The organism is Porphyromonas sp. oral taxon 279 str. F0450, assembly GCF_000292995.1.
Taxonomy (GTDB): Bacteria; Bacteroidota; Bacteroidia; order Bacteroidales; family Porphyromonadaceae; genus Porphyromonas; species Porphyromonas pasteri.
Genome location: NZ_ALKJ01000019.1, coordinates 124,399 through 150,955, shown reverse-complemented (window position 1 = coordinate 150,955; position 26,557 = coordinate 124,399). Strand labels below are relative to the sequence as shown.

Genomic DNA, 26,557 nt, shown 5'->3' with positions numbered 1-26,557 from the left:
TGTCTCCTTACCGATTAGTTAATACCAAGCTTCTGGTTGAACTGGCGGAGCGTTTCGAGGACGTTGCTCTTCACATTGATGAAGTTCTCGATGCCGACAGCCTTGAGGTCATCTGCACAAGCAGGAGCACCTGCTACGACGAACTCAGCGCGACCTGCGAGATACTTGTACGCCTCAGGAGCGAACTCTGCATACTCATCATCGCTCGAGCAGAGGACGATGATCGAGGCACCAGCTGCGAGACCAGCGTCAACACCTTCCTGCACCGTAGCGAAGCCAAGGTTGTCGAGGACCTTGTAGCCAGCGCAAGCGAAGAAGTTACTGGAGAACTGAGAGCGAGCCAGACGCATCGCGAGGTTACCGATGGTGAGCATGAAGACCTTAACCTCCTTGCCCGAGCGTTCGGTAGCGAGACGAAGAGCTTCAAATTCGGAAGCACCACGGTCGAAGTTCAGAGCTTCGATCGAAGGAGTACCGCAGCCGCAGCTGTGACCACCTGCTTCTACCTGAGCGACCTTCTGTGCAGCTGTTTCGGTGAAGTTGGGGAACTGGTTCGTACCGAGGAAGATTTCCTTACGAGCAGCGACAGCAGCGTGACGCTTAGCGTTGCTGGCGTTGACCTCCTTCTGTACGCTACCAGCTTCGACAGCAGCAGCGAAGCCACCCTCTTCTTCTACAGCGAGGAAGAGCTTCCAAGCCTGCTCTGCGAGGGCGTTCGTCAGATGCTCGATATAGTAGGAGCCAGCAGCGGGGTCAATGACCTTGTCGAAGTGAGACTCTTCCTTGAGGAGGAGCTGCTGGTTTCGTGCGATACGTTCGGAGAAGTTGTCTGATTCCTGGTAGGTAACATCGAAGGGCTGTACCGTCAGAGAGTCTACACCGCCCAGGGTCGCTGACATCGCTTCGGTCTGTGTACGAAGGAGGTTAACGTGAGCATCGTAGATCGTCTTATTCCAGGTAGAGGTGACAGCATGCATGTGGATCTTAGCTGCGTCACCCTTATACTGATCACCGTAGGCACCGATGATCTCAGCCCAGAGCCAGCGTGCAGCACGGAACTTAGCCAGCTCCATGAAGTAGTTGGACCCTACGCCGAAGACGAACTTGATACGGCTCGTCAGTTCTTCGATGGAGTAGCCTGCTTCCGTGAGCTTGTCGATGAGCTCAGCACCCCAAGAGAGTGCATAGCCCAGCTCCTGATAGATGTAGGCACCGGCGTTATTGATGTTGAGGGCATTGACCGTGAGGACGCGGTACTGAGGCAGGGGGCGGACAGCGTCGAGGAGCTGTGCGCACATAGTCACCCACTGGGGGTTAGAGATACCCTTGACGAGCTGCTTCTTGAAGGGATCGAAGTTGATCGAGCCCTTGCACTGTGCTACATCGGCTCCTACTTCGGTGAGATAAGCGGCCAGTTCGCCTGCGAGCTGAGCTGCTACAGAGATGCAGCAAGAGAAGTTCAGCTCGATAGCCTCGGGCATAATGCCCTTGAGCAGGATGGCCAGAGTTTCCTTATTGACCTGATCGCGACGAAGCTTGAAGCCCAGCGAGGTAATCCCCTTATTGAGGATATCCAGTGCCTTTTCATTGGCTTCCTTGGGGTCATTTACATTGATGTCCTGACGGATGAGCCACTCATTGTCCATGCGCGTGGAGCGGACATAGGGATACTCTGCAGGCATCACTTTGGGGGTAGAGAGACCTTCGAGGTCTTCGCGACGATAGAAGGGGTTGACGTTGAATCCTTCGTTGGTACGCCAGATGAGCTTACGCTCGAAGTCAGCTCCCTTCAGGTCGGTCACGATCTTGTCCTTCCATTCCTGTGTGCTAATGGCAGGGAATTCGCTCAGTAACCGTTCTTTGTCAGTTGCCATAATAGTTCAATTTAGTGAATTGATTACTTATATCCGCAAAGGTAACGTAAATCAGTGAAACGACCTAGGCTCGCCAAAGGTTTTCCCGAGACGTGCAAAAGGCTGGCAGAATGCGATATTACCCTATGGAGACACATCGTATCATCCACGACTCCTCACCCTCTTCCCTACGGAGCGACTTGCGCCACCCTCAGGCAGGTAATCTTTCGTCTAAGAGGTGCTTAGTAGTAGAGACTTATAGGCTTCATATTCATCACTCTAAAGAGGGGCTAAACAAACCTGTACTGATTGCCAATCGGACCAGTACTGGTCACCGTGCGAAGTAGTACTGGTCAATATATGCAACTAGTACTGGTCAACTCAGAGACTAGTACTGGTCGCAAAACCAGCCCCACATAACATAGCCCTGCCACTTCATCAATCACCTGGGAATAAACCTCCTAAATCGGCCTTACACCGAAGGGGAAAAACCCACCAATGTCCCTCCCAGAAAAACCACCAATCATAAGAGGCATCTCGACTAACTCCAAGACCAAGGCAAATTAACCGCAACTCCCCACTCGCTACTCCTTCATATATATTGGAGACCATTGCAATGATCTCACATAGCGAAACGAGAGTGAACCAATAGTGGTAGATGGTATGAACCTATATTGGTCACTGAGCGAACCTATATTGGTCGACGCGCGAACCTATATTGGTCTGCACGCGAACCTATATTGGTCGGAGCACGAACCAATATAGGTTCGCACCCCTACCCGATATTGACTCAAACTATACCTCGATATGGGATGGCTTATAACTATCGTCAGGTCTACGCTGTTAATAAGTCAGTAAACTACCATCAACCTCTACACAGTCTAAAAGAACAGGCATTATGAAACGGAACAGTCTCCGGACACTGACCCTTCTGCTACTACTGGCAGCTGGAGCCTTAGGACTTCGAGCTATGCGCATGCAGACACACCCTTCACCCAACACTCCATCCACTTCACCTATGAAAGAGATCTATTTGGCCGGCGGTTGCTTCTGGGGCACCGAGCACTTCTTCAAGCAAGTACGTGGCGTCATCTCCACGGAGGTCGGCTACGCCAATGGCCATACCTCCCGTCCCAGCTATGAGGAAGTGTGTAGCCACACGACGGGCTTTGCCGAAGCCGTACACATCACCTACGCTCCCGATCAGGTAAGCCTCAGCAAGCTCCTTGAGCTCTACTTCCTGACGATTGATCCGACGTCGCTCAATAAGCAAGGTGGCGACGTGGGCGATCAGTACCGCACGGGCATCTATTACACCGACACCGCAGACCTACCGACGATCAAGAAGGCGATCGAGACGCTACAGCGTGAGCACACACAGCCCATCGTCATCGAGGTAGAGCCCCTCCGCAACTTCTATGATGCAGAGACTTACCACCAGGACTATTTGGACAAGAACCCATCGGGCTACTGCCATATCCGCCCCGAGCTCTTCCAGATCGCTCGCGAGGCCAATGCCTATGCCAAGCCTTCGGACGAAGAGCTGCGCCGTCGGCTCACCCCCACTCAGTACGCTGTCACGCAGCATGCCGCCACAGAGCATCCCTTTGACAACGACTATTGGGACGAGAAGCGTGAAGGCATCTATGTCGATATCACGACGGGCGAACCGCTCTTCATCTCCACGGATAAGTTCGACTCGGGCTGCGGATGGCCCAGCTTCTCCCGCCCCATTGACTCGACCCTCATCAGCGAGCATCAGGACGACTCCCACGGCATGAAGCGTATCGAGGTGCGTAGTAAGACGGGTAAGGCGCATCTTGGCCATGTCTTCGAAGACGGCCCGCAGGAGCTGGGTGGCCTACGCTACTGCATCAATAGCGCGGCCCTGCGCTTCATCCCCCGCGAAGAGATGAAGCAAGCCGGCTACGCCAAGTACCTCCCCCTCCTCGAGAAGAAGCAGAGCAAGAAGGGGAAGTAAGGTAAGCGCCTACAACTCTACACACAACAATCCCATCGGAGAAGGCTCATTCATCTCCGATGGGATCGCTGTATCTACGGTCATCTATCTCTAAGCACAGCAAGCACTACATATCCCATCGGGGGAAAGGTGCTTGCACAGCGCCGCACAAAAAAAATATCAAGTGAAGGAGAGCACATGGCCTCCTTCACTTGATAGATCACGGAGATGTGGGATCGGGTACTAAGGGGATAAGATGACTCCTATCACTTCGCAGGCATCAGATCCCTACATGCCCGTCTCCAGAATGATTGTCCGACGAACCACCACCTGTTTTAGGAGTGGCTTTCTTCGCCTTCTTCACGCGGGGAGTGACCCGCTCGAAGCTGACATCATCCAGACGGAAGTACTCGGAATTGGGGCGCAGGAGCACGCGAGCCTCGGTGATATGCAGGCTCGCATTGAATTCCTGCCCCTTGGGCACGACCTTACTCTTGAAGCTGGGCTTCAGTTTGCCCAGACGCCCGAACTCGACCATATCGCCGTTAGCGACGAGTTTTCTCGCCATATCGGCGGCCAGATTGAGCACGGAAGCGACCTCCATGTAGTTGAAAGTGGTTTGATCGGCGACCATTTCGCAGAAGTGGTCGAAGGAAACGCTACGTCGGTCTGTGGGCGACGCTACTTGTACGATCTGCCCTTTGAGCTTGCCGATACTCATTTTTTCTTTCGCGTAGCACATAGGCTAAAGGCTTGTTCTTTCCCATGGGATTCAAATGGTATTAAGCTGTTAGTAATAATGTGTTTATGTGTCTCACTTGGTACACATTGCGAAGTTAAGCATTTCTCTTCAAAATATTCCTATATATCACACGTTACAAAGCTATATAGTAATCGAGCCAATACTATATAGTAATCACCCAAAAGCTATATAGTAATCACATCAATACTATATAGTAATCAGGTGAAAGCTATATAGGAATACAACAAAAGCTATATAGCAATCGGGGTGATCCTATATAGGAATCAGCCCAAAGCTATATAGCTTTTGTCTGTCTCACCACTAGCTTGCATATGGGGAGAACACTGTAGATATAGGTTTTATCCTATAGGCCAAGTATAGCTAGTCTTTTCTCTGTGACCTAAGTCAATGAATCTAATCATACAAGAAACGCACATGCTGTGTGATATATGCGCTTAGACCCGAACCTCTCTTAGCCAAGAGTTTCATTGTCTCTACATTCTTTTCCCCTGCCTTACCGTAGCTATAAGAATAAGGTTTTCCTCCCTTGAAGTAGACAATAATACTCGTTGGGTAAATCTCGTATCCCACGATTGGTGAGTTTCCTCTCAGATTGGCATAATACTCCATAGTTTACTTACTTTTGAGATAGCTGCTATTCCTCACTGAAATCGAAGGTGACATGCCCTGGATTTTCAGATGCTATACTTTTGCAGTCGGATGCGCTAAGGTTACGAACTCTTTTGATCATAAGGGTTCCTTTCCCCTCACGGCTAGCAGCTGCAACTGACCTTAGGTCAAAACTTGAGTAGCTTACTTGATTAATGATGAGGTTCCCACCTGCTGAGGCAATCATTTTCAAATCAAATACTGTCATAGATTTCTGTTTAAATTCGACATGTTAAGTGAGGCTTTATTTGCTTGCACTTACTAATGACGATTACGAAGACCATGCCATGTTGGTGGAAAAAGGATGTGATAGACAAATTGACAGTTAGGGGAGGCGTTTCAAGTTGACATACTGTCCGACATGAGAATTAGCATGCACTGATGGCAGGAGATTCCGATAGATAAATAGTATATGAGGTTCCTATTCACTTGAGACGCAAAGATACTTGGATGACGAGTGCTGTACTTTAAGCAGCAGTATCCTTAAAGATCGAGTCTTACTTACCGATGCAGAAGTGAGCGAAGATATTGTGAAGGACAGAGTCACTTGTGATATCGGCTCCGGTGACTTCGCCTATGGCCGTGATAGCACCACGAAGGTCGGGTGTCAGCAGGTCTGTGGGAAGGCCATCCGTTAGCCCCGTACGCACGGTCCTTAGGCTATGGAGAGCCGTCGTGAGAAGCTCATGATGGCGGGCATTGCTCACGACAAGGTCGGTAGACTTGAGCTCGGGAAGCGCCAAGGCCTTGATCAGTGCCGCACGAAGTTCATCCAATCCATCCCCTCGTTGGGCCGATATGGGTAGGATCAAAGGCGCTTCATCCGAAGGCAAATACTCGGTAAGTAGCGATGAAAGATCCGTTAGTACAGCTTGCGTGGTCTGAGGATCGATGGCATCGACCTTGTTGAGCAAGACGAGGAAGGGCTTATTCTCCAGGCGAGGAAGGAGCTGGAGGAGCGCCGCACGATAGTTTTCTTCAGCTATGCGCAGGGCATCTACGAGGAGTAGGACAAGGCTCGCCTTGTCGATCTTATCGTAGCTGCGATCAATACCCAGCGCCTCGATCGTGTCATCCGTCGAGCGCAAGCCTGCCGTATCGATGAAGCGGAAAAGGACACCATCGATATTCAGCACATCCTCGATGGTATCACGAGTCGTACCATGGATATCACTGACGATAGCGCGCTCTTCGCCTAAAAGAGTATTGAGCAGGGTGCTCTTCCCCACGTTCGTTGCGCCAGCGATAGCCACTGGGATACCACGCTTGATCGCATTGCCAAGGCGGAAGCTCTCGGTCAGACGCTCGATCTTCGCCGTCAGTTCGTCAAGAAGCTGCAGAAGCTGCGTACGGTCAGCGAAGGTCACATCCTCCTCGCTGAAGTCCAGCTCCAGCTCCATGAGGCTGGTCAGCTGTAGAAGCCGCTCGCGTAGCTGGGCGAACTCCGCGCTATAGCCCCCACGCATCTGAGTGAGCGCCATACGGTGCTGCGCTTCCGATTCGGATGCGATGAGGTCTGCTACGGCTTCGGCACGACTTAGATCCATCTTGCCATGGAGGTAAGCACGACGCGTGAACTCGCCTGGGGCTGCCATACGACAGCCTTGATCAGTGAGGGCTTCGAGGAGTGCCTGCTGGATGAAGACCGAGCCGTGGCACGAGATCTCTACGACATCTTCACCCGTATAGGAGCGTGGGGCACGGAAGCAAGTGACCAGACCTTCGTCGATCGTCTTGCCCTCGTGAGAGAAGCGACCAAAGTAAGCCATTCGATCCTTAGCACGCTCGAGCGTACGGACTTCACGACAGGAGAAGATCTGATCGACGATGCCGACGGCTTCGGAGCCCGACACACGGATAATAGCGATACCCCCCATGCCAGGCGCAGTAGCCACAGCACAGATCGTATCACTGCCGATAAGCGATGATATCATGGGATAGTAGGAAGGTAAAGGGAGTTCAGAGAGAAGCGCTTATTCCTCAAGCTGACCACGCTTCAGGATCGAATGGATATTCTCCACGAGCAGCGAGAGTGCGACGGAGTTCATCCCCCCTTCGGGAATGATGATATCAGCGTAGCGCTTGGAGGGCTCGACGAAGTCACGATGCATGGGCTTCACCGTAGAGAAGTACTGCTTGAGCACCGAGTTCATATCACGTCCGCGCTCCTGGACATCACGCACGAGGCGGCGAGCTAAGCGCACGTCATCATCGGTATCAACGAAGACCTTGACGTCCATCAGTTCGCGTAGCTCCTTGTTCTCAAGGATCAAGATACCATCAAGGATCAGGACCTTCGCGGGCTGGACACATACCGTCTGGGGCAGGCGGTTGTGGTCGGTGAAGGAGTAGACGGGGCGCTGGATACTCTGCCCCTGCTTGAGCTGGCGGATATGCTCGATCATCATATCCGTGTCGAAGGAGTGCGGGTGGTCGTAGTTGAGCTTGGAGCGCTCCTCGAGACTGAGATCATCGTGCGCCTTATAGTAGAAGTCGTGGCAGAGCGTCGTGACGTGCTCATCGGCAAAGGCCTCCTGGAGCTTGCGCACGAGGGTTGACTTACCTGAGGCAGAGCCACCAGCGACACCGATGATCGTGGTGGATGTAGTATTTGCTTGGCTCATAGCTGTAGCGAGATGATAAGGGATCAAGTTTATCTGGGCGTGGTGGCTCCGACAGCCTCGTAGACCAAGTCCTGGAGACGCTGACGGAGACGCTCACGTATGAGGGTCGTATTCTGACGTGTCGGGTAGGTGCGGTTGGAGAGGAAGATAAAGATGAGGTCATACTTGGGGTCTACCCAGAAGCATGTCCCCGTGAAGCCCTGGTGTCCGTAGGTCGCTGATGAGGCATAGATCCCCGTAGGACCACCCGAAGAGCGGGGCTTATCAAAGCCAAGAGCTCTGATGCCCGATGCACTCGTCGTCTCAGTGAAGAGACGAACGGCAGAGCTGGGAATGACCTGCTTCTTGCCCCATGCTCCATGCTGGAGGAGGAGTTGGCAGACCTTCGCGAGTTCTTCAGCCGCCCCGAAGAGTCCTGCATTACCCGATACGCCACCAAGACAGGCAGCAGCTTCATCATCGACCGTACCACGCAGGATCTCCCCACGCAGGAAGGTATCATGCTGGGCGGGTGCGATCTGCTGGATCTTTACGCCACGCTCCAAGGGATTGAAGTACAGACGTGCTTGGATAGGGCGATAGATATGCTTCGTGACGAACTCATCTAAGGGCTCACCAGAGGCTCGCTCGATGACTTGCTGGAGGAGGATGAAGTTCAGATCACTATAGCGGTAGCTCTTATCCGATGAGACGCGAGCCGAGAGAAGACGCTCCATCATACGTGTCTTGAAGGACGGCGATAGATACTTCTTTGAACCAAAGCGCAGAGGATGCTCTTCGGTCGCCTTATCGGAGATGTACTTATCGAGGAAGCGGAAGTTCGGGTTACCCCAAGCCTTCCCTACGAGAGGCACACCACCGGCAAAGGACTTATAGCGTATGAGCGAGCCCTCATAGCTCGTATCATCAATAAGATCGGTGTAGAAGTTGATCCCTGCTGGTAGCCCAGACTGATGGAGGAGGAGCTGGCGGATAGTGACCATCCCGAGCAGGGTCTCCTTGGTCTCCGGGAGGTAGCTCAGCAGTGGAGAATTGAGATTGATCTTCTTCTCCCCGACGAGGAGCATCAGAGCAGGTGTCGTAGCTGCGGCCTTCGTGACAGAAGCAAGGTCATAGATGCTTTGGGGCGTAGCAGGCTCACCCTGTCTTCCCTTGAGGCCCGTAAGCGAACCATAGGCTTTGTTCACAAGTACCTCACCTTGGTAGAAAGCAAAGATCTGACACCCTGGATAAGCTCCTATACGAAGGCCAGCCTCAGCTAAGCTATCGATACGAGCCAAGGCTTTGGAGGATATAGATTCGGGAGCAAGGATATGCTCTGTAGTGACTGGTAGGCTATCTACCTGCAGACTATCAGGCAGCTGAGGCGTCTGCCCATAGAGAGCACTCAGCGGAAGAAGCGAGAGGAGGGCAAGGAGAGGACGGGAGCGCATAGACGTATGGTTTAGCGACGAGTCTTCGAGGTAGACTGAATAGCCGTGGTCTTTGCCGTGGGGTCTTCTCCCTCACCTGCAGATACATTAGCTTGCCAGAGGCGGCTGCGAAGCGCAGCTTCTTCGGGAGTCCATATCTGCTTCTTGACCTCAGCCGCAGAAGCTTCTGGCGACTTCTTCTTGATGATCAGAGCATACTTAAAGGCCAAGATACGACGGCACTTCTCTTCTACTTCGGATTCGCTCACCTCACCCGATCGGAGTGCTTGGATGATTGCATTACGAGCCTCCAAAGGCTGTGAAGGGCCAAGGAGGATATCATTACCGGCTTTCAGGGCTTCGACTGCTACTGAGTTCACGCCATTAGCCTGAGCACCGCGCATCTCCAGAGCATCCGTGATGACAAGTCCCTTGAAGCCCATGTCGCGGCGTAGGAGATCTGTCGTGATCTTACGGCTAAGCGAGGCAGCGCGTCCTGTGGCATCATAGGCCGGTACACGCAGGTGAGCCGTCATGACGCCACCAAGTCCCGCATCACGATAGGCACGGAAGGGATAGAGCTCAACACGCTGCATACGCTCACGTGAGGCCGATACCGTGGGAAGTGTCTTGTGGGAGTCTTCGGAGGTGTCACCATGCCCAGGGAAGTGCTTTGCGACAGAGAGGACACCACCCTCTTCGAGCCCCTGCCCATAGGCAACAGCACAGCGAGCGACGAGCTCAGGGCTATCGCCAAAGCTACGCGTACCGATGACGGGGTTCTTCGGATTGATATTCACATCTACCACGGGAGCGAAGTTGATGTGAATCCCCATCAGCTGACACTGACGAGCCACCTCGGCACCATAGGCTTTGATGAGCTCCATATCTCCCTTAATTCCAAGTCCCTTACTACGAGGATAGCGTGGGGCATCCTTGAGACGCATATAGAGTCCCCACTCACCATCGAGAGCGATGAGCATGGGCACAGCACTTGCCTCTTGCAGGCTCTGTGTCAGGTCTCGCTGATCAGCAAGGAAGCCCTTTTGGAAGAGTATCCCGCCCCACTTCTCCTGCTTCATGCGCTTCAGCAAAGCAGACTTGTCCTCTGGACGTGGGTAGATAATCGGCATGATCAGCTGCCCCACACGCCCCTCCAAGTCGAGGCTCTTATAGACGCTATCGACCCAGCGCTGCTGTGCTGTAGGATCGATACCTCGGAAGACGAGGAGGGCTTCTTGTCGTGGCTCTGTCTTCTTGGGAGTCTTGCTCTCCTGCGGTGCCGAGAAGGCATCAAAGCTAAGAGTACAGCACAGAGCAAGTCCCAGTAAATATTTGGAGGGTTGGAATGTTATTGCAGCCATTGAGGGATATAAATAAAGCGCTTAGGGCTTCTGCTTACGGAAGACCCAAAAGCGCTGTAGCGTATAATTGAAGAGTACGGAGACAAAGAGGTCGCTGATGAGCTTCCCTATCTTATAGTCGATCCCAGCATAGTGCTCAAGGGCATACGTGCCGAGATACTTTAGGAGGATACTACCCGCTACGGTCGTAGCGAACTTAAGGATTTGCCCCCCAAGACCACTATCATAAGCTACGCCCTTATCTCGGAAGGTCCAATAGCGATTGAGCGAGAAGTTAACGACCGCCCCTACTACCCCACCACAAGCGAGTGCCCAGAAGAGTTCCCATCCGAAGACCTCGACGCCAAGGATCATCAGACCATAGTCCACGACAGAGCCAGCTCCAGCGGATATCTGGGCTTGAGTGAAGTTCAGGACAAGACGTCGAAGGCGTTGGAGCAAGGGGAAGAATGACCTTAGTTGGAAGCCTGCTGCTCACGACGAAGAGCGATATCGCGCTCATCTGCTGCAGCGAGGAGCTTACGGAAGTCTAAAATAAAGGAGAAGAGGAGGATAATCGAGATCACGAGACCGAACCACTGCATGCTCCCAGGAAAGAAGAATTCGGAGCAGAAGAGCAAAGCTAAGATGATACGGACCTCCGTCGGGCCTAGGATACCCGAGTCAATCGAATACTTATCTGTGACCTTATAGCGGAGCTGTGAGATGATCATCTCTGCACCGTAGAGAACGACAAAGATGAACCCAACGACCTTCCATGCAGGCTGTACATAGGCATAATAACCCAAGCCGATAGCTACGATACCGATCCAGTCAACTACGATATCCAGACAGAAGCCAAACCACTTACGGGGCTTCTTACGATAGTAAGCAAGACGCCCATCAAGGGAGTCTCCAAACCAGTTGATGAAGAATGCGATGGGTGTGAATAGCAGGAGCCAAGAGCCCCAAACCGTGGCTAAGCACATGAGCACCGCTACGAGTAGATTGCCACAAAGGCCTAGCGAAGTAAGCATATTAGACGTCACCCAGCGAGGCATACGCTCTACGAAATAGGCGATAAGAGCAAGCTCCTGATCATGAAGGATATTCGTTCGCTTACGATCTTGGCTTATCGCCTTTTTAGTTTCAGACATAACTCTGTATTATTCTATTGACTGGGTCCTCTGGGCTCAGCCTATCTACCGTTGTCAAATGATGGACGGGACTTCCATCCTAATGTTTGGAGGTCATACCACCCGAGTACCGAGGGCAAGTCGGTGTCTCTACCACAAAGTTAACCTATATTTTCATATAGTACTCCGGCTTGGCATATGGTCTTGCTTATCATTTTACACACCAAGTCGAAAGCACAGCTCAAGCACATTCTGCCCACCTCTGAATCGAGGTGGAGAATAAGCTTATCCCCCAGGCATATACAAAAAAAGAGGAGCTATTGCTCCTCTCTCTGTTGTCTCATAAGGACTCGAACCTTAACAAACAGGACCAGAATCTGTTGTGCTACCATTACACCATGAGACAATACTCGGTGAACCTTGGCGGACTCGAACCGCCGACCCCTACCCTGTCAAGGTAGTGCTCTAAACCAACTGAGCTAAAGATTCATATCGTTTTTGACACTGCAAAGGTAGGCAAATATTCCGAACTACCAAACACTCCGCGAAAAAAATCTCTCTACACCATCTCTTTTTATCGTGCTATTATGAGACCATTGCGCAAGCCCACCTCTTTATAGCTTCCACCTTCTTGCCCCGAAAATCGGGATCTTTAGGCTGAGAAGTGAGATGCCTGTATCTCCCCCTTGCCCCCCTCTCGGGAGGGTTATCCTCCCGAGAGGGGGGCAAGGGGCTATTTGCTGCTCTGGAGCACAAGAAGCCCAGGCATACACGTCAGATTGTATGCCATAGCTTCCAAGATGTTCTGTGTATGCGTTCGATCAAGCCCTCGGTCAGCACGTACTTTTTGTATCCGTAGCGATAGTGCCTGCCTTTGCGCACCCAACGAGCTTCCGTATCAACCCCTGGTTTGTGACTTTTTAGCTCATACTGATAAGCCTGCTCTTGGGCTTGCGCTTCTTCGGTGCGCAAGTCCTCTCGGTCGTCTGCCACTTCGATGAGGATACTTCCATCGGGAGCGTGCGGGCTATCCACAATGCTCGCATCCACGATAGCCCCTTGGTCAATACGGCTAATCCCGTGCTTCTTGAACTGCTTATTCAGCTCGCGAAGGAACTTGTCCATAATCCCCAAGCGGGTCAGTTCAGCGCGAAAGCGACAGATGGTGCTGTGGTCTGGAGCTGGAAGACCCATATCCAAGAGGAGGAATTCGCTGAAGAGGAGGGAGTCGTTGATCCGTTCTTCGACTTCGTAATCACTCAGGCCGTACCAGGTCTGAAGCAGTAGGATCTTGAACATCATCAAGGCATCATAGGCTGGATTGCCTGTGGCATTCTGGGTCTTTGTATACTTCTTGTTGAGTAGTGTGCGAATACCTCGCCAGTCAACGCAAGCGCTGATCTGTCGAAGGAACGAGTGCTTCATACGGTCGCGGCGCACCTGCGTATAAACTTGCAGGAAGCTCGGAGCGGATTCGGTAGGTTTGGTAGGCATAGCGATACGACTATCTTATCTATGAAGATGCTAAATATCAGTGACATATGAAGCAACCACAACCCTGTGCACCTTTGAAATACCGTACAATGGTCTCACTAAAGGTTTTCCCGAGATGGGCAAAAGGCTGACTGAATGCGATATTCCCAATGAAGAGACATCGTATCATCCACGACTCCCCCACCCTCTTCCCTACGGAGCGATTCGCACCGCACTCCGACAGATGATCCTCCGTATAAGAGGTGCGCAGTAGTAAGGACTTATATGCTGCATCTTCATCACTCTAAAGAGACTGCCCCCTATAGTACTGCCCTCTATTTAGTGTGCTAAGGCATCGCACGTCCAGCTCCCCGACATATCTCTCCGAAGTGCGACACAAGCCCTTCGCCTTATCGCGAGTATTCCTCTTATCCATCGAAGGGGAAAGAGCCATTCTCGTGAAGAAAAAAGCGCCTTCACATAGTGGTTTTCCTCTGTCTATGTACATAGTCTTAAAGACCAGGCACGCAAATCCAAATATCCACGCACGAAGATATTAGATCCACGTACGTAGCCCAAACTTATCTGCCACTCGTCCACAACTTTTATTCCTAGGCGAAGTAACAACCTAAATACAGGTCACTTCTCAAAGCTATACGGAATCGATCCAAAGCTATATAGCTTTCTTCGTCATCCGACTTATAGCTCTACACAAGTACTCACATAATTTATATAGGTATAGGTAGGAGCTTACACAAGTCGAAGTCGGCGCTTCATTGAGCCCCCCAGGGGCTATAGAGCGGTACATTTGCGATAACGCTATTGCGAAGTCAGTATTTTATTTATCTTTGCGTTTGATAAAAGATAACATCAAGCGCATAGCGCTTTACAAACGTAAACATTAACAGAAATGAAGAAATCCCTTGTACTTCTGGCACTTGCCAGCCTCTTCATCGGGACGACATCCTGCCGCAAGAAGGATGAACCCAAGCCCGTAGTACCCGTTCTGCCTAACACGACTGATAATACTGCGGATGCCACTACCATCAAGAACTCTCAGGCTGTCTTCACAGTACCAGCAGGTTCAATCGTTTACATTTCGCCTAAGAAAGGACTCAACATCCTCGGTGCTACTATGGATAAATCCGATAGTACGAAGTTCACGGTTGGTTCTAATGGCCTTCTCGGCATCAACGGAAATGTAGACATACTCACCGTCCAAAGTGATGATGCCACCGAGATTGCCCTCACAAAATCATCCCCTATGCTGAAGCGCCTCCGTATTCTATCTAAATCAAGAAGCGCATCTGCAACTAAGACGACATTCAACCTCTCCGGTGCTACCGAACTTGAAGGCCTCTTGATCTCAGGCTACACCACAGATATTCTGGATCTTACGAAGCAAACAAAACTTAGATACCTCGCACTTGGTGGTTTTAACTGGAAGAACTACAATTTCGTTGAGATGACCAAGTTCCTCGGCTCGCCCAATGAAATGAGTACCGATATCGAGGAGGTGAAGCTACCTGCAAACAACGTCATCGAATACGTTGCCGGTCGTACCCCTTTCCAGAATGGCAAGTTTGATATCGACAACCTACCCAGGCTGAAGAAGTTCTTCTGGCAGTCTCCTGCCTTTGCAAACCTCACGTTTGCTAAGAGCCAAAACCTTGAAATTCTCTTTGCAAACGCACCTTCAGGAGGAGTAAAGCTCAACGTTGACTTGGGGAACAAGCCCAAGCTCCAGGATATCACGCTCTATAATGCAACCCTATCCAAGCTTGCTGTAAGCAACACAACAGCAGCAAATCTACTGAAAGACTCAAGCGCTCCAGCTGAAGTCGTAGAGCTTGATAACATTGATCCAGCGCAGGCTATATCTTACATCAAGCGTACGGCTGGTACGACCACCAAAAGCATCACGCTGAAGAATATGTCGCTCACGGAAGCTCAGATCCTTGACCTCATCTCCGGCCTCGGTGCAACGAATGGCACCCTCAAGGTCAAGGCTGATCTGCTTACCACAGCTGTCAAGGCAGCTCTCACAGCTAAGGGCTGGACGGGTTCCTCTCTCTAAGCCATAGCCCAAGAGGCTAACACTATACCACTACGCCCCCACCTACGGATGACTATCCGCCAGGTGGGGGCGTAGTGTTTCCCTTAGAAATGTCTTATCTTTGTTAGTAGTTATTCACAATTAGAGAATACAACTCTCATCATACATCCAACGGACACATGGAACAAGACACCTTCTTAGCCCAGGTACGTGCCAAGGCCCAAGGCTGGCTGACACCTGGATACGATGAACAGACGCGCGCCGAAGTGCAGCGCCTCCTCGATGCAGAAGATACCACAGAGCTCATCGAAGCCTTTTACAAGGACTTAGAATTCGGTACGGGTGGTCTGCGCGGGATCATGGGCGTAGGCTCCAACCGTATGAACCGCTACACCGTCGGGGCTGCTACTCAGGGCCTGGCGAACTACCTCAAGCAGGCTTTCGCTTCCCTCCCCGAGATCTCGGTAGCTATCGGCCACGACTGCCGTAATAATAGTGACGTCTTCGCACGTATCACCGCTGAGGTCTTCTCTGCTAACGGCATCAAGGTCTATCTCTTCGAGAGCCTTCGTCCTACGCCCGAGGTATCCTTTGCTATTCGTGAACTTGGCTGCCAGAGCGGCGTAATGATCACCGCCTCGCACAACCCAAAGGAATACAACGGCTATAAGGCTTATTGGTCTGACGGGGCACAGATGCTCGCTCCCCATGACCGCAACACGATCATCGAGGTCAATAAGATCACGCGCGCTGAAGATATCCGCTTCGAAGCTCGCCCCGAGCTCATCCACTTCCTCGGCGAAGAGTTTGACAAGCGCTTCATTGAGCGTGTCGCTTCACTCTCTGCTCCCCAGAAGGAGTCTATCGCACGCCACCACGACCTGAAGATCGTCTACACCCCTATCCACGGTACCGGCGTACGCATCATCCCCGAAGCACTGCGTGCTATTGGCTTCACGAACATCATCAACGTCCCTGAGCAGGATGTCGTCAGCGGGAACTTCCCCACCGTCCACTCTCCCAACCCCGAGGAGCCCGCAGCCCTCGAGCTGGCTATCCGTCGTGCCGAAGAGACTGGTGCTGACATCGTCTTAGCCTCTGACCCTGACGCAGACCGCATCGGTGTAGCAGTACGCAACGAGGAGGGTAAGATCGTCCTCATCAATGGGAACGAGATTTGCTCCCTCCTGATCTACTATGCCATTGCCAATCGTCGCGACGCTGGCCTCCTCCAGCCTACCGACTACGTCGTCAAAACCATCGTAACCACCGAGCTCATCCGTGCTATCGCAGAGAAGTCGAACGTCACGCTCTTCGACTGCTACACGGGCTTCAAGTGGATCGCCGACGTCATCCGCAAGAATGAAGGCAAGCTGAACTACATCGGTGGTGGTGAAGAGAGCTACGGCTTCCTCCGTGAAGATTTCATCCGCGACAAGAGTTCAGTATCGGCCTGCTGCATGTTTGCCGAGCTCGCTGCATGGGCAGCCGACCGTGGTATGTCTATCTACCAGCTCCTCCAGCAGATCTTCGTAGAGTATGGCCTCTACAAGGAACAGGGCGTCAGCGTCGTCCGCAAGGGTAAGAGCGGTGCTGAGGAGATCGAAGCGATGATGAAGAACTTCCGTGAGAATCCTCTCAAGACTCTGGCAGGAAGCCCCGTCGTTGAGGTCCTTGACTACGCCAAGCTCCAGGGTCTCTGGCTCGACAAGGGTGAGGTCTTCACGCTCGATATGCCTACGACCAGCAATGTACTCCAGTACAAGACAGCTGACGGGACGAAGGTATCTATCCGTCCCTCTGGCACGGAGCCCAAGATCAAGTTCTACATCGGTGTACGTGGCAAGGTGACTTCTAAGGAAGACCTCCCCGCAGCTGAAGCTGCCTGCCTCGAGAAGATCCAGGTCATCCGTCAGGAGCTCGGTATCTAACCCCTCTCCTCCTTCGATACACATCGCTACCTCCCGTGGGTAAACCATCTGCGGGAGGTAGCTTCATTTTATCATCCTCTATGCACGTCTATCTCTGTCCCTCCCCTGAGCTCTATCCGCTCTACCATCGTCCTAATAGTATCGTCATCATCGTGGACATCTTCCGAGCCTCGACCACGATGGTCGCAGCCTTTGCCCATGGAGCTAAGGGAATACTCCCTGTAGCTTCGACCGAAGAGGCCGAGGAGACGGGTAAGCGTCTGGGTGCACTCATCGCGGCCGAGCGCAATGTCGTACGTTGTGACTTCGCCCAGCTCGGCAATGATCCCGCAGAGTACACGACGGACTTGGTCAGCGGGCGTGAGATCGTCTTCACGACGACCAATGGTACGCGAGCCCTCACGATAGCCCGAGAGTATGGTGCAGAGGAGATCCTCGTCGGGGCACTAACTAACCTGCGTGCGACCATCGACTACTGCCAGCGCTCCGACCGTAATGTCGTCGTACTCGCTGCAGGCTGGAAGGGACAGGCCTCTATGGAGGATATGCTCTATGCAGGCGCCTTCACCGTAGAAGCGGGAGCAATCGCAGGTGACGATACCACCCGTATGGTACGCGACCTGTGGAAGGACCATGCAGCGACTCTCGATGCTCGCACGGAGTACATCAAGAGTAGCGACCACTACGTACGACTAGAGCAAGCTGGCTTCGCAGACTGTGTGACCTACTGCATGAGCCTAAGCCTCTTCGACCTCGTCCTACGTCTGGAAGATGGCTGGCTTCGTGCGCTGTAGTCGCATGCTCAAGTGAACATAGCCGGCAGCCTTATAGTTATAAGAGCGAATAAGCTAACCCCCTCCTACCTTTCTGGCAAGGAGACAAAAACAATACAACAAGCAATGGCAACAGTCACTTTCAAAAAAGACCTCACCGTACACCTTTCTGGTGAAATGCCTACCGTAGGCACTACTGCTCCTAACTTCGGGGCTACAAAGACGAACCTCAGCGAGATCCACCTCGAGGATCTGCGTGGTCAGCGTGTCGTACTCAATATCTTCCCCAGCGTCGACACAGGCGTCTGCGCTACCAGCGTACGCCGCTTCAATGCCGAAGCTTCTAAGCTTGACAACACCGTCGTCCTCTGTGTATCTAAGGACCTGCCTTTCGCTCAGTCACGCTTCTGCGGTGCTGAAGGCCTCGACAAGGTAGTACCCGTATCTGTCTTCCGCCACAACTGCTTCACAGAGCACTATGGCCTCGAGCAGCAGGATGGTCCTCTGGCTGGTCTCTTGGCACGTGCCGTCATCGTCATCGATGAGGCTGGCAAGATCCTCTACACCGAGCTCGTCCCCGAGATCACGCAGGAGCCCAACTACGAAGCTGCACTCGCTGCGCTGAAGTAGCTCAAGGGAACTTACTCCACACAAAAAAGAGAGCGTCGCATAGTCCACTGTGGTGGAGCTATGCGACGCTCTGCTTTTATCCCATACGTAGCGCAAGGTGCTACGAATTAGAAGGGGTAGCCAATGGCAATATTAAAGGCAAGTAGCTGCTTTGGCTCTTGGTAGGTGATGACCCAAGGACGCCCATTCTCCACCTGCGGGTCATGGAGCTTAGTCCCCACATCAAAGCGAAGGACGAAGTAGTCAAAGTCCCAGCGCAGCCCCAGCCCACTCGACAGGGCGATCTCCTTGTAGAAGCGGTTCCACTGGAAGTTTCCCTGCGGCTGATTCTGATAGGCGCGTATCGTCCAGATATTCCCTGCGTCAGCGAAGAGGGCGAGCTGGAGAGGGCCAAGGATCTTCATACGGTACTCGGCATTCATCTCAAGCTTGATATCCCCGACCTGATCGAAGATGGATTGGCTTGCTGAGCGAGGCATACTACCAGGGCCGAGGCTACGCGCAGACCAGCCACGCAGGCTATTAGCGCCACCAGCGAAGTAGCGAAGGTCAACAGGCACGTACTGACTATTGCCATAGGGATAAGCGACGGCCAGCCCCAAATGATAGGCAAAGGCATTCCCTTCGCTCAGCTTACGAAGCCCACTATAGTCAATCTCCCCCTTGACGAACTGCGCAAAGTTCGTCTCGAAGAAGCGATACGACCCGTAGGCATCACGCTCCCTATTCAGCAGTGCCGATACCCCATAGAGCAGACTCCCCGATGACTGGACAAAGAGACGCAGGTTATGTACCCAAGGCGAAGTCGAGAGGCGGTAGTCATTGAGCGAGTTGTAGCGGAAGAGGTACGAAGCCCCGAGGACAAACTGATCTCGGTAGTTCAGGATCTGCGTGATGAGTGGCATCGAGCGGCGGAATTCCTCATTGATATAGCCAAAGTGAAGGAAGTCCAAGTCGATGACCTTCAGCTGATGGCGATAGGCGGGTGTGTAGTGGCTGTGCCAGCTATAGCCCCACTTGAAGGAGAAGATATCACGGCTGAACTCTGGACGACGGTGGTGGTCATAGCTTACCTGCAAGCTCGTCGAGGACAGGATCGTTGATGGCCCCTTCGAATGGCGGAAGGGCACGAGCAGACGAGGGAAGGTAAGTGAAGCCTCTGCCCCATAGTTCAAGTGGTCATTGCGACGCTCACCAAGGCTCTCATAGCCACCACGCAGCTGGAGGTGAAGCTGCTCCCCACCATGGAAGAGGTTGCTATTTTGGAAGTTCAGCGAAGAGCTCACCCCGAAGTTCCCCGAGGAGTTCGTCCCGACGATATCCCCACCGATACTCTTCGTCTGGGTGGAGGCAGCGGTAATGTCGCAGTCCAAGACAGCAGAGTCCGTAGCGAGAGTATCTGGATGGTACTGGATCGAGACGCTCTGCAAGGTTGGCAGTTCGCTCAGCGCAGTATAGGTAGATGAGGTATGCTGCATCGAGTAGAGTGCACCTGGACGAATCCAGATACGTCGTGCAAGCTCCGAGGGGCGGATATAGTGCTTCGGATCAAGGTCGAAGCTAATACCATCACGCGCCTGCTTCAGAGACTCCCCCGTCTCATATCGAGCGATCTGACGCATCCGCACGCGTCCGATGCGATAGGTCTTCTCGGGCGAGTGAACTACGCTACGTACCCATACATCGGAGGCAACCAGCGTATCGACCTCGAAGCGGACACTATCACCAGAGAAGGTATAGTAGCCTCTATTACGAAGAATCTGAGTGATACGCTCCTGCTCGGCCTGCATATTCTGAGGAGAGAGGATAGCACCTGAATGGAGATAAGAGCGATAGCGCTCACCACGGAAGCGACGCTTCTCTATGAGTGTATCTTGAGGGTAAAGATGCTGGGCAATACTGCTATCTTGGATAGACTCCGAGAAGCGACCTACACGTAGACGGCGACCAGGTATGATGGTGTATGCCAGGCGAGCTCGCTTAGCCTTGGTCGTATCCACACGGAGAGTCGTCTGAGCCTTGAGGTAGCCCATATTGTACATCGCTGCGGTGAGGTTGGCTCGACCAAACTCAGCTTCTTCCGCGCTATAGAGCACAGGGGGATCTCCCCACTTACGCAGCTGACGGTTGAGGAAGCTATTACTCTTCGGATTACTCAAGCTATAGAGCCCAAGTGTCCAGTCAAAGAGCCCCAAGAGCTTTGTATTGGGGCGTTGTGGAAGGAAGGACTCAAGGTCACCGAGCTGCTCCCGCTCTGTCTGGTCGAGGGAGTCCACTTGGATAGTGACCTTCGTAAGTAGGTAGCTCCCATCCCCGACGTACTTCGTCGTTGAGCAGGAGGCCAAGGCTAACCCCAGCGCAAGGGCCAAGGCAGATCTATTCTTCTTCATTCGCTGTCCATAGCTGCCAAGCCTTATCGGCCTGGAGGTGTAGCATCTCAAGACCATCCTTCGCTCTTGCTCCGCTCTGCAGGGCTCGACGGAGGAAGGTCGTCGGTGAGGGATTATAGATGAGATCATAGCAAAGGTGAGACTCCCCAAGAGCCTCGTAGGGCAAGGGGAGGCACTCTCCTTCGCGAAGACCTATGGGCGTGGCATTGATCCACAGAGGGGTCTCTTTCCCCTCTTCTTTTGTCAAGCTTTCGTAAGAGCGCTGTCCGCTCTGAGGAGTACGACTCACCTGCCCATAGCTGATACCAAGTTGCTCGAGCGCATAGAGCACGGCAGAGGCTGCACCTCCCGTACCGAAGACCCATGCATGAGGTCGCTCCTCACCAAGAAGAGGGAGCAGTGAGTGGTAGAAGCCCCAGACATCCGTATTATGTGCGGTGATATGGCGCTTTCCTGAAGGAGTATGCTCAATATGCAGTACGTTGGCGGCCTGCAGACGCTCCACTTCGGGAGAGCAAGCATCCACATAGTGAAGCACCTCTCGCTTATAAGGGAGCGTGACGTTCAGCCCTCGGAGCGAAGGATGAGTAGCCAATAGTTCGGGCAACTCCTCTATTCTCTGAAGCTCGTAGCTATCATACGAAGCATCTACCCCGAGACGATCAAAGAGCTCCGAGAAATATCGAGGAGAGAAGGAGTGCCCCAAGGGACGACCTATAAGCCCATAGCTACAACGTGTCGGCATCTACTCTGCTGATATCTATTTTCCCTTAGCCTGGAGGATAGTGATAGGATTGTGGGTATCGACCGTAAGCAGCGTCTCATAGGAAATATGCCAGCCGACTCGCTTGATGGCCTCGCGGAAGAGCGCCAGTGTCTCCTCTGAGACCGAGTTGAAGACGAGCACGCCATCAGCTCCCATAAGCGCAGTGAGGCGCTCAACAAACTCAATGAGCTTCCCCCCATGACCACCGATGAAGGCGGCCTCGGGGCGGGGAAGCGACTCAAGATCTTGGCTAAGGAAGTCTCCAATATGATAGTCAATACCTGGAGCATGGAAGCGACGGCTATTGACCTCCATGAGCTCCTTCCCCTCGGGACGCACCTCGAAGGAGGTCACCAAGAGATGAGGATAGCGGAGCTTGGCCTCGATAGACACCGAGCCTGTGCAGAAGCCTACATCCCAAAAGCTACGGCGTCGCTCAAGCTCGAGCAGACTCAGACTCACCAGACGCACTGGCATCTTCGTGATCATATTCACACGACCATTGAGGGGGAAGAAATCCAGCTCTTGCAGGCCAATCGGGGCATCGTATGCCGTGGGCTGTGGATCTTCAATGATCAGGCAGTTGGGGTGACCGAACTCTCGTCCGACGACTTCATGTAGCGGGAGGCTATAGACTTCCTCTCGGCTCCCTCCGAGTCGCACACCGATATGCATCTGATAGCCCGTATAGTCATAGTCGATCATCCGCTGAGCGATGAGCGCTGGGGTATTCTTCTTATCCGTCAAGACCCCCACCTTAGCGGCACGCTCGATGAGAGCACGATCCAGCTCCAGCCAAGGACGTCCCGTCAGTGATACGACACGCATATCATGGTAGGGCAAGCGCAAGCTATGTGCGAGCATCTGCAGAGAGCTAAAGGAGGGGAAGGTCTGTGCGACTTGACCAGGAAACTCGCGCATGAGCGTCGTTGTGAAGCCAAAGAAGAGCGGATCACCTGAAGCAAAGACCAACACGGGCTCGTCTAAGGCACGATACTCCTGATAGACCGCACTGAGGGGAACAATAATATCGATCCATACGGCACCTGCGGGAAGTATATCAGCGACGAGTTCACGGTGGCGACGCCCCCCCGAGAAGACTCGATGCTGGGCGATGAGTTGCTGTACTTCGGGGGAGAAGAGGGGGCACTGCTCATCGTTCATTCCTACGACGGTGAAGCGAAGCCCTTGGGTTGTAAGATTCTTTTCGTCCAAGAGTAGTATCAAGCTTATCTATTATAGGTCGCAAAGGTACTAATAATAAGGTGGGCTTCTCCCCTATTCCCAAGCGGTCTTTCCGAGTGATGCTTTTTGAAGCAGTACTGGTCGATGATCGAACCAGTACTGGTCACCCTAAGCAACCAGTACTGCTCAGCGTCGCGACCAGTAGTAGTCAACTCAGTGACCAGTACTGGTCAATATTCCCCTTCTACAATAGTGCCCTGCTCCTCCGAAGAAAAAGCCTCCGACCACTCAGTGGTAGTCAGCTCTCCCTAATACAATATTATACCACCATCTTGCCGGCTCAAGAAGAGAGGAGGGTTCATTTATGGATAAAATCTACCCCTGCATATGGCTTCATCGAAACAAGGTAAAAAGCTGGAAGATAGGCGAATGATTTCCTTCATTATTTTATTAATTCAAATCACCTTAGCGACCTCGTCTATCCTATAGAAATGACCTATATTTACCCTCCGGAAAGCATTACACCAACCATAAAAACGCTGAAGAATGAAGAACGAAAGACCACTTTCTCGTCAGGCTCGGCTACGGAGTACACTCGTTGTCTCCCTGCTCACCCTCTGCTCCATGCCCCTTGCGGCAAATACAGCCATAGAGCAAGAGCCGTCGTCAAGTCCTGTCACACTCGCCCATGTAGCAGGTAAGATACGCGGGCACATCGTGGATGCTACGACTGGAGAGCCCATCGTCGGGGCAAGTATCCGCGTCAAAGGCAACAAACGTATCGGGAGCATCTCCGACAAGCAAGGTGGATACGCCTTGTCTGCTTCCCCAGGGGTGACACTGATCATCTCCTGCGTCGGGTACGAAACCTTAGAGATCCAGGCCACAGAGAAGGATCAAGTCATCCAGCTAAAAGAGAACTCCAAGACCCTCGGCGAGCTCGTCGTCGTCGGCTATACGACACAGCGCAAGGAGAGCCTCACAGGGTCTATGATCAACCTCAAGGCCAGCAAGCTCAAGGACATCACTACCCCCTCCGTCTCCAACCTCCTCAATGGCAAGGCTCCTGGTGTATATGTCGCACCTGGATCAGGGCGCCCCGGATCGAGCGCAGCCGTGGTGATCCGCGGACAAGCCACCCTCAACGGAAACACGCGCCCCCTCTGGGTGATTGACGGTGTGATCGTAGGTGACGACCCTGGTCAGCTCAGCCCTCAGGACATTGAGAGCCTCACGATCCTCAAGGACGCAGCCTCCACCGCGATCTATGGCTCTGCTGGAGCAAACGGTGTCGTCGTAGTCACGACCAAGAGTAGCCGCTCAGGCAAGCTCCGCACCTCAGTCTCTATGCGCACTGGTATCAGTCAGCTAACCAATGGTAACCTGCACATGATGAATGGTGCCGAACTCTACGACTATTTCGCCTCCACGGGCAATGCCAGCACCATCCCCTTCCCTCGATGGAAACCAGCCCTACGCAATGACAACTTCGACTGGTGGAAGCTGGCTACCCGCACTGGCGTATCCCAAGACTACAACCTCACCCTACAAGGGGGGAGCGAAACGATGAACTCCCTCTTCTCCTTAGGCTACTACGATGAGAAGGGAGCCGTCAAGGGCTTTGACTACAAGCGCTACAACTTCCGTCTGAAGACCAGCTATAAGCCTCTCAACTGGCTCACGATTCGTCCTATGATCAGCGGAGCAATGCAGAACTCTGAGGATAGACAATACTCTATCTCTGCAATGTACTCGATGCTCCCTTGGGATAGCCCATACGACGCTGAGGGGAAGCTCGTCCCCCACAAATACTCAGAATGGGTAAATAGCAACAGCACGAATTACCTCCGTGACCTGCAGTGGAACCACTATGATGGGAGCTACTACGAATTCATGGGTAACCTTGACTTCGACGTTCGTATCGCACCTTGGCTCACCTTCTCCTCGGTCAATAACTACAAGTACGTCCACAGCACGGGTCACGGCTACGAAGACCCTCGCTCCAATGGTGGAGAGAGCGTCCAAGGTCGTATCACCGAGTATCACGGACAAGTAGCTCGTCGCTACTCAAACCAGAAGTTCCTAACGAATAATAGCTGGGGCCTGCATAACCTCAATGGGTTGCTTGCTTATGAGTTCAACGACTATTGGGGTAAGTCAACCAGCGCCAATGGGACGGGCTTTGTCCCAGGCTTTGAGGTACTGGACATCACTGCTAAGCCAGAGAAGGCTAAGGGTGGGATAGCTGAATGGGCGGTACAGTCCGTCTTCGCTAATGCTCGCTATAGCTATGACAACCGCTATCTCCTCGAAGGGTCTATCCGCCGTGACGGTGCCTCCAACCTCGGTTCAAGAGCCAAGTATGGTACCCTCTTCTCTATCAGTGGCGGGTGGAGCATCCACCGCGAATCATGGTTTGGGATCAAGGCATTCGACCAGCTGAAGCTCCGCGCCTCCTATGGCTCGGCTGGTAACCGTCCATCCGCCCTCTACCCCCAGTATGACCTCTATTCGATAGCATCCAGCTACAACGCTCAGCCTGGTATGCTCATCTCTCAGATCGGGAACAATGACCTTACCTGGGAGCGTACCTATACTGCAGGTATCGGGCTTGACGCTTCGCTCTGGTCAAACCGCCTGCACTTCACCCTTGATCTCTACTCCAAGAAGACCGACAACATCCTCTATAATGTACCCGTCACCAGCCTCACAGGTGTGACTCACATCTACCGTAACATCGGTAAGATGGCCAATAAGGGTATCGAGGTAGCTATCGGTGGTGATATCATCCGCAGCAAGGACCTCACCTGGAGCCTTGACCTCAACGTCGGACACAACACCAATAAGCTCACCGACATCTTCCGTCAGTATGATCCCTCAGGACAGTACATCGCTAAGCCCGTTATCATCGGTGACGGTAGCGGTATAGCAGGCTCTGCCTCCCGCATCCTCGAAATCGGCTCTCCTATCGACACCTACTACATGCCTGAGTGGGCTGGAGTAAATCCTGATGACGGGCGCCCCATGTGGTATAAGGAAGGGACTAACGGAGAGCGCGTCACGACCAGCAACTACGCCGAAGCCAAGTACTACAAGCTGGGCTCTGCTGCACCTAAGGTCTTCGGGGGGATCACGACGAACCTCCGCTGGAAGGAGTTCGACCTCTCGGCTACGTTCGGCTATGCTCTCGGTGGACAGATCTACAACTACTCTCGCCAAGAGCTCGACTCTGACCTCACCTACACCGACCGCAATCAGATGTCACTGCAGAAGGGCTGGTCACGCTGGCAGAAGAAGGGCGACGTCGCCACTCACCCACGCGCCCTGTACAACAACAAGGACAACGGTAACAAGGCCTCTTCTCGCTACCTCGAGGACAACTCCTTCTTCAAGCTACGTACTCTCAGCCTTGGCTACAACCTCTCTCTACCTCAGCTGAAGGTACAGAACCTCCGCATCTATCTCAATGCAGAGAACCTCTTTACCCTGACGAAGTACTCAGGTGTAGACCCCGAGCTTCCCGCCTCTGATGGCTCTGTCATGGGGACGACGGGTATCAGCGTCTATCCCCCTGTCCGTCGCTTTGTCCTCGGGCTCAACCTCTCACTATAGCT

The 26,557-nt window shown here is 52.9% G+C and carries 18 protein-coding genes and 1 tRNA gene; 6 read left to right on the top strand and 13 right to left on the bottom strand.

The genetic code is table 11. The features are described 5' to 3' along the window. Positions 1–14 precede the first annotated feature (14 nt). Positions 15–1,874, bottom strand: coding sequence for a methylmalonyl-CoA mutase small subunit (gene mutA, locus HMPREF1323_RS04555; protein WP_044124038.1), 1,860 nt, complete (start codon positions 1,872–1,874; stop codon positions 15–17). Between the two features lie 949 nt (positions 1,875–2,823). Here mutA and msrB point away from each other — a divergent pair. Next, complete coding sequence (msrB, locus tag HMPREF1323_RS04550; RefSeq protein WP_232203985.1) at positions 2,824–3,834, top strand: peptide-methionine (R)-S-oxide reductase MsrB; 1,011 nt, start codon at positions 2,824–2,826, stop codon at positions 3,832–3,834. 259 nt (positions 3,835–4,093) lie between these two features. On the opposite strand, the gene HMPREF1323_RS04545 is transcribed toward msrB, so the two are convergent. The 9 genes from HMPREF1323_RS04545 to HMPREF1323_RS04495 form a co-directional block, all read right to left on the bottom strand. Further along, positions 4,094–4,534 carry an HU family DNA-binding protein gene (locus HMPREF1323_RS04545; RefSeq protein WP_009751904.1) on the bottom strand — a complete coding sequence of 147 codons (441 nt, stop codon included), beginning with the start codon at positions 4,532–4,534 and terminating at the stop codon, positions 4,094–4,096. Between the two features lie 1,187 nt (positions 4,535–5,721). Further along, positions 5,722–7,158, bottom strand: a complete 1,437-nt coding sequence (gene mnmE / locus HMPREF1323_RS04535) for a tRNA uridine-5-carboxymethylaminomethyl(34) synthesis GTPase MnmE (protein ID WP_009432986.1) — start codon at positions 7,156–7,158, stop codon at positions 5,722–5,724. Between the two features lie 39 nt (positions 7,159–7,197). Next, the gene (udk, locus tag HMPREF1323_RS04530; protein WP_009432959.1) at positions 7,198–7,848 is read right to left on the bottom strand and encodes a uridine kinase; all 651 of its coding nucleotides are present in this window, start codon (positions 7,846–7,848) and stop codon (positions 7,198–7,200) included. A gap of 29 nt (positions 7,849–7,877) precedes the next feature. Then, complete coding sequence (locus HMPREF1323_RS04525; protein WP_009432920.1) at positions 7,878–9,281, bottom strand: serine hydrolase domain-containing protein; 1,404 nt, start codon at positions 9,279–9,281, stop codon at positions 7,878–7,880. An 11-nt stretch (positions 9,282–9,292) separates the two neighbouring features. Then, on the bottom strand, positions 9,293–10,624 hold the full coding sequence (locus HMPREF1323_RS04520; RefSeq protein WP_009433122.1) for a glycoside hydrolase family 3 protein: 1,332 nt from the start codon (positions 10,622–10,624) through the stop codon (positions 9,293–9,295). Positions 10,625–10,645: 21 nt separating this feature from the next. Continuing rightward, positions 10,646–11,065, bottom strand: a complete 420-nt coding sequence (locus tag HMPREF1323_RS04515) for a GtrA family protein (protein WP_009433072.1) — start codon at positions 11,063–11,065, stop codon at positions 10,646–10,648. A 14-nt stretch (positions 11,066–11,079) separates the two neighbouring features. Next, entirely contained in the window at positions 11,080–11,760 is a 681-nt protein-coding gene (locus HMPREF1323_RS04510; RefSeq protein WP_009433147.1) for a CDP-alcohol phosphatidyltransferase family protein, read from the bottom strand. A 393-nt stretch (positions 11,761–12,153) separates the two neighbouring features. Beyond that, positions 12,154–12,228 (bottom strand) — tRNA-Val (locus HMPREF1323_RS04500). A gap of 285 nt (positions 12,229–12,513) precedes the next feature. Continuing rightward, entirely contained in the window at positions 12,514–13,233 is a 720-nt protein-coding gene (locus HMPREF1323_RS04495) for an IS5/IS1182 family transposase (protein ID WP_009433202.1), read from the bottom strand. Between the two features lie 889 nt (positions 13,234–14,122). Here HMPREF1323_RS04495 and HMPREF1323_RS04490 point away from each other — a divergent pair. The 4 genes from HMPREF1323_RS04490 to tpx all read left to right on the top strand — a co-directional run bounded on the left by HMPREF1323_RS04490 (position 14,123) and on the right by tpx (position 18,602). After that, positions 14,123–15,289 carry a hypothetical protein gene (locus HMPREF1323_RS04490; protein WP_009432892.1) on the top strand — a complete coding sequence of 389 codons (1,167 nt, stop codon included), beginning with the start codon at positions 14,123–14,125 and terminating at the stop codon, positions 15,287–15,289. A 158-nt stretch (positions 15,290–15,447) separates the two neighbouring features. After that, positions 15,448–17,199: a phospho-sugar mutase gene (locus HMPREF1323_RS04485; RefSeq protein WP_009432903.1), complete on the top strand. Its 1,752-nt coding sequence runs from the start codon at positions 15,448–15,450 to the stop codon at positions 17,197–17,199. A gap of 80 nt (positions 17,200–17,279) precedes the next feature. Continuing rightward, the gene (locus HMPREF1323_RS04480; RefSeq protein WP_009433022.1) at positions 17,280–17,993 is read left to right on the top strand and encodes a 2-phosphosulfolactate phosphatase; all 714 of its coding nucleotides are present in this window, start codon (positions 17,280–17,282) and stop codon (positions 17,991–17,993) included. 105 nt (positions 17,994–18,098) lie between these two features. Beyond that, entirely contained in the window at positions 18,099–18,602 is a 504-nt protein-coding gene (tpx, locus tag HMPREF1323_RS04475; RefSeq protein WP_044124033.1) for a thiol peroxidase, read from the top strand. Positions 18,603–18,709: 107 nt separating this feature from the next. On the opposite strand, the gene HMPREF1323_RS04470 is transcribed toward tpx, so the two are convergent. Genes HMPREF1323_RS04470 through HMPREF1323_RS04460 form a run of 3 tightly spaced genes read right to left on the bottom strand, consistent with a single transcriptional unit; the run spans position 18,710 to position 22,922 of the window. Further along, positions 18,710–20,992 carry a translocation and assembly module lipoprotein TamL gene (locus HMPREF1323_RS04470; RefSeq protein ID WP_083845356.1) on the bottom strand — a complete coding sequence of 761 codons (2,283 nt, stop codon included), beginning with the start codon at positions 20,990–20,992 and terminating at the stop codon, positions 18,710–18,712. Beyond that, positions 20,979–21,737, bottom strand: coding sequence for a shikimate dehydrogenase family protein (locus tag HMPREF1323_RS04465; RefSeq protein ID WP_009432988.1), 759 nt, complete (start codon positions 21,735–21,737; stop codon positions 20,979–20,981). Before HMPREF1323_RS04465 ends, HMPREF1323_RS04470 begins: the two co-directional genes overlap by 14 nt. Positions 21,738–21,752: 15 nt before the next feature. Next, complete coding sequence (locus HMPREF1323_RS04460; protein WP_044124100.1) at positions 21,753–22,922, bottom strand: bifunctional cobalt-precorrin-7 (C(5))-methyltransferase/cobalt-precorrin-6B (C(15))-methyltransferase; 1,170 nt, start codon at positions 22,920–22,922, stop codon at positions 21,753–21,755. Positions 22,923–23,489: 567 nt separating this feature from the next. Between HMPREF1323_RS04460 and HMPREF1323_RS04455 the strand changes: the two genes are divergently transcribed. Continuing rightward, positions 23,490–26,555 (top strand): SusC/RagA family TonB-linked outer membrane protein, encoded by a 3,066-nt coding sequence (locus HMPREF1323_RS04455; RefSeq protein ID WP_009432964.1) that lies wholly within the window; start codon positions 23,490–23,492, stop codon positions 26,553–26,555. Positions 26,556–26,557: the final 2 nt, after the last annotated feature.

Excerpts from the sequence above, each read along its gene's own strand:
- mutA (WP_044124038.1), bottom strand. The coding sequence starts at position 1,874 with ATGGCAACTGACAAAGAACGGTTACTGAGCGAATTCCCTGCCATTAGC.
- msrB (WP_232203985.1), top strand. The coding sequence starts at position 2,824 with ATGCGCATGCAGACACACCCTTCACCCAACACTCCATCCACTTCACCT.
- HMPREF1323_RS04545 (WP_009751904.1), bottom strand. The coding sequence starts at position 4,534 with ATGAGTATCGGCAAGCTCAAAGGGCAGATCGTACAAGTAGCGTCGCCC.
- mnmE (WP_009432986.1), bottom strand. The coding sequence starts at position 7,158 with ATGATATCATCGCTTATCGGCAGTGATACGATCTGTGCTGTGGCTACT.
- udk (WP_009432959.1), bottom strand. The coding sequence starts at position 7,848 with ATGAGCCAAGCAAATACTACATCCACCACGATCATCGGTGTCGCTGGT.
- HMPREF1323_RS04525 (WP_009432920.1), bottom strand. The coding sequence starts at position 9,281 with ATGCGCTCCCGTCCTCTCCTTGCCCTCCTCTCGCTTCTTCCGCTGAGT.
- HMPREF1323_RS04520 (WP_009433122.1), bottom strand. The coding sequence starts at position 10,624 with ATGGCTGCAATAACATTCCAACCCTCCAAATATTTACTGGGACTTGCT.
- HMPREF1323_RS04510 (WP_009433147.1), bottom strand. The coding sequence starts at position 11,760 with ATGTCTGAAACTAAAAAGGCGATAAGCCAAGATCGTAAGCGAACGAAT.
- HMPREF1323_RS04495 (WP_009433202.1), bottom strand. The coding sequence starts at position 13,233 with ATGCCTACCAAACCTACCGAATCCGCTCCGAGCTTCCTGCAAGTTTAT.
- HMPREF1323_RS04490 (WP_009432892.1), top strand. The coding sequence starts at position 14,123 with ATGAAGAAATCCCTTGTACTTCTGGCACTTGCCAGCCTCTTCATCGGG.
- HMPREF1323_RS04485 (WP_009432903.1), top strand. The coding sequence starts at position 15,448 with ATGGAACAAGACACCTTCTTAGCCCAGGTACGTGCCAAGGCCCAAGGC.
- HMPREF1323_RS04480 (WP_009433022.1), top strand. The coding sequence starts at position 17,280 with ATGCACGTCTATCTCTGTCCCTCCCCTGAGCTCTATCCGCTCTACCAT.
- tpx (WP_044124033.1), top strand. The coding sequence starts at position 18,099 with ATGGCAACAGTCACTTTCAAAAAAGACCTCACCGTACACCTTTCTGGT.
- HMPREF1323_RS04470 (WP_083845356.1), bottom strand. The coding sequence starts at position 20,992 with ATGAAGAAGAATAGATCTGCCTTGGCCCTTGCGCTGGGGTTAGCCTTG.
- HMPREF1323_RS04465 (WP_009432988.1), bottom strand. The coding sequence starts at position 21,737 with ATGCCGACACGTTGTAGCTATGGGCTTATAGGTCGTCCCTTGGGGCAC.
- HMPREF1323_RS04460 (WP_044124100.1), bottom strand. The coding sequence starts at position 22,922 with ATGAACGATGAGCAGTGCCCCCTCTTCTCCCCCGAAGTACAGCAACTC.
- HMPREF1323_RS04455 (WP_009432964.1), top strand. The coding sequence starts at position 23,490 with ATGAAGAACGAAAGACCACTTTCTCGTCAGGCTCGGCTACGGAGTACA.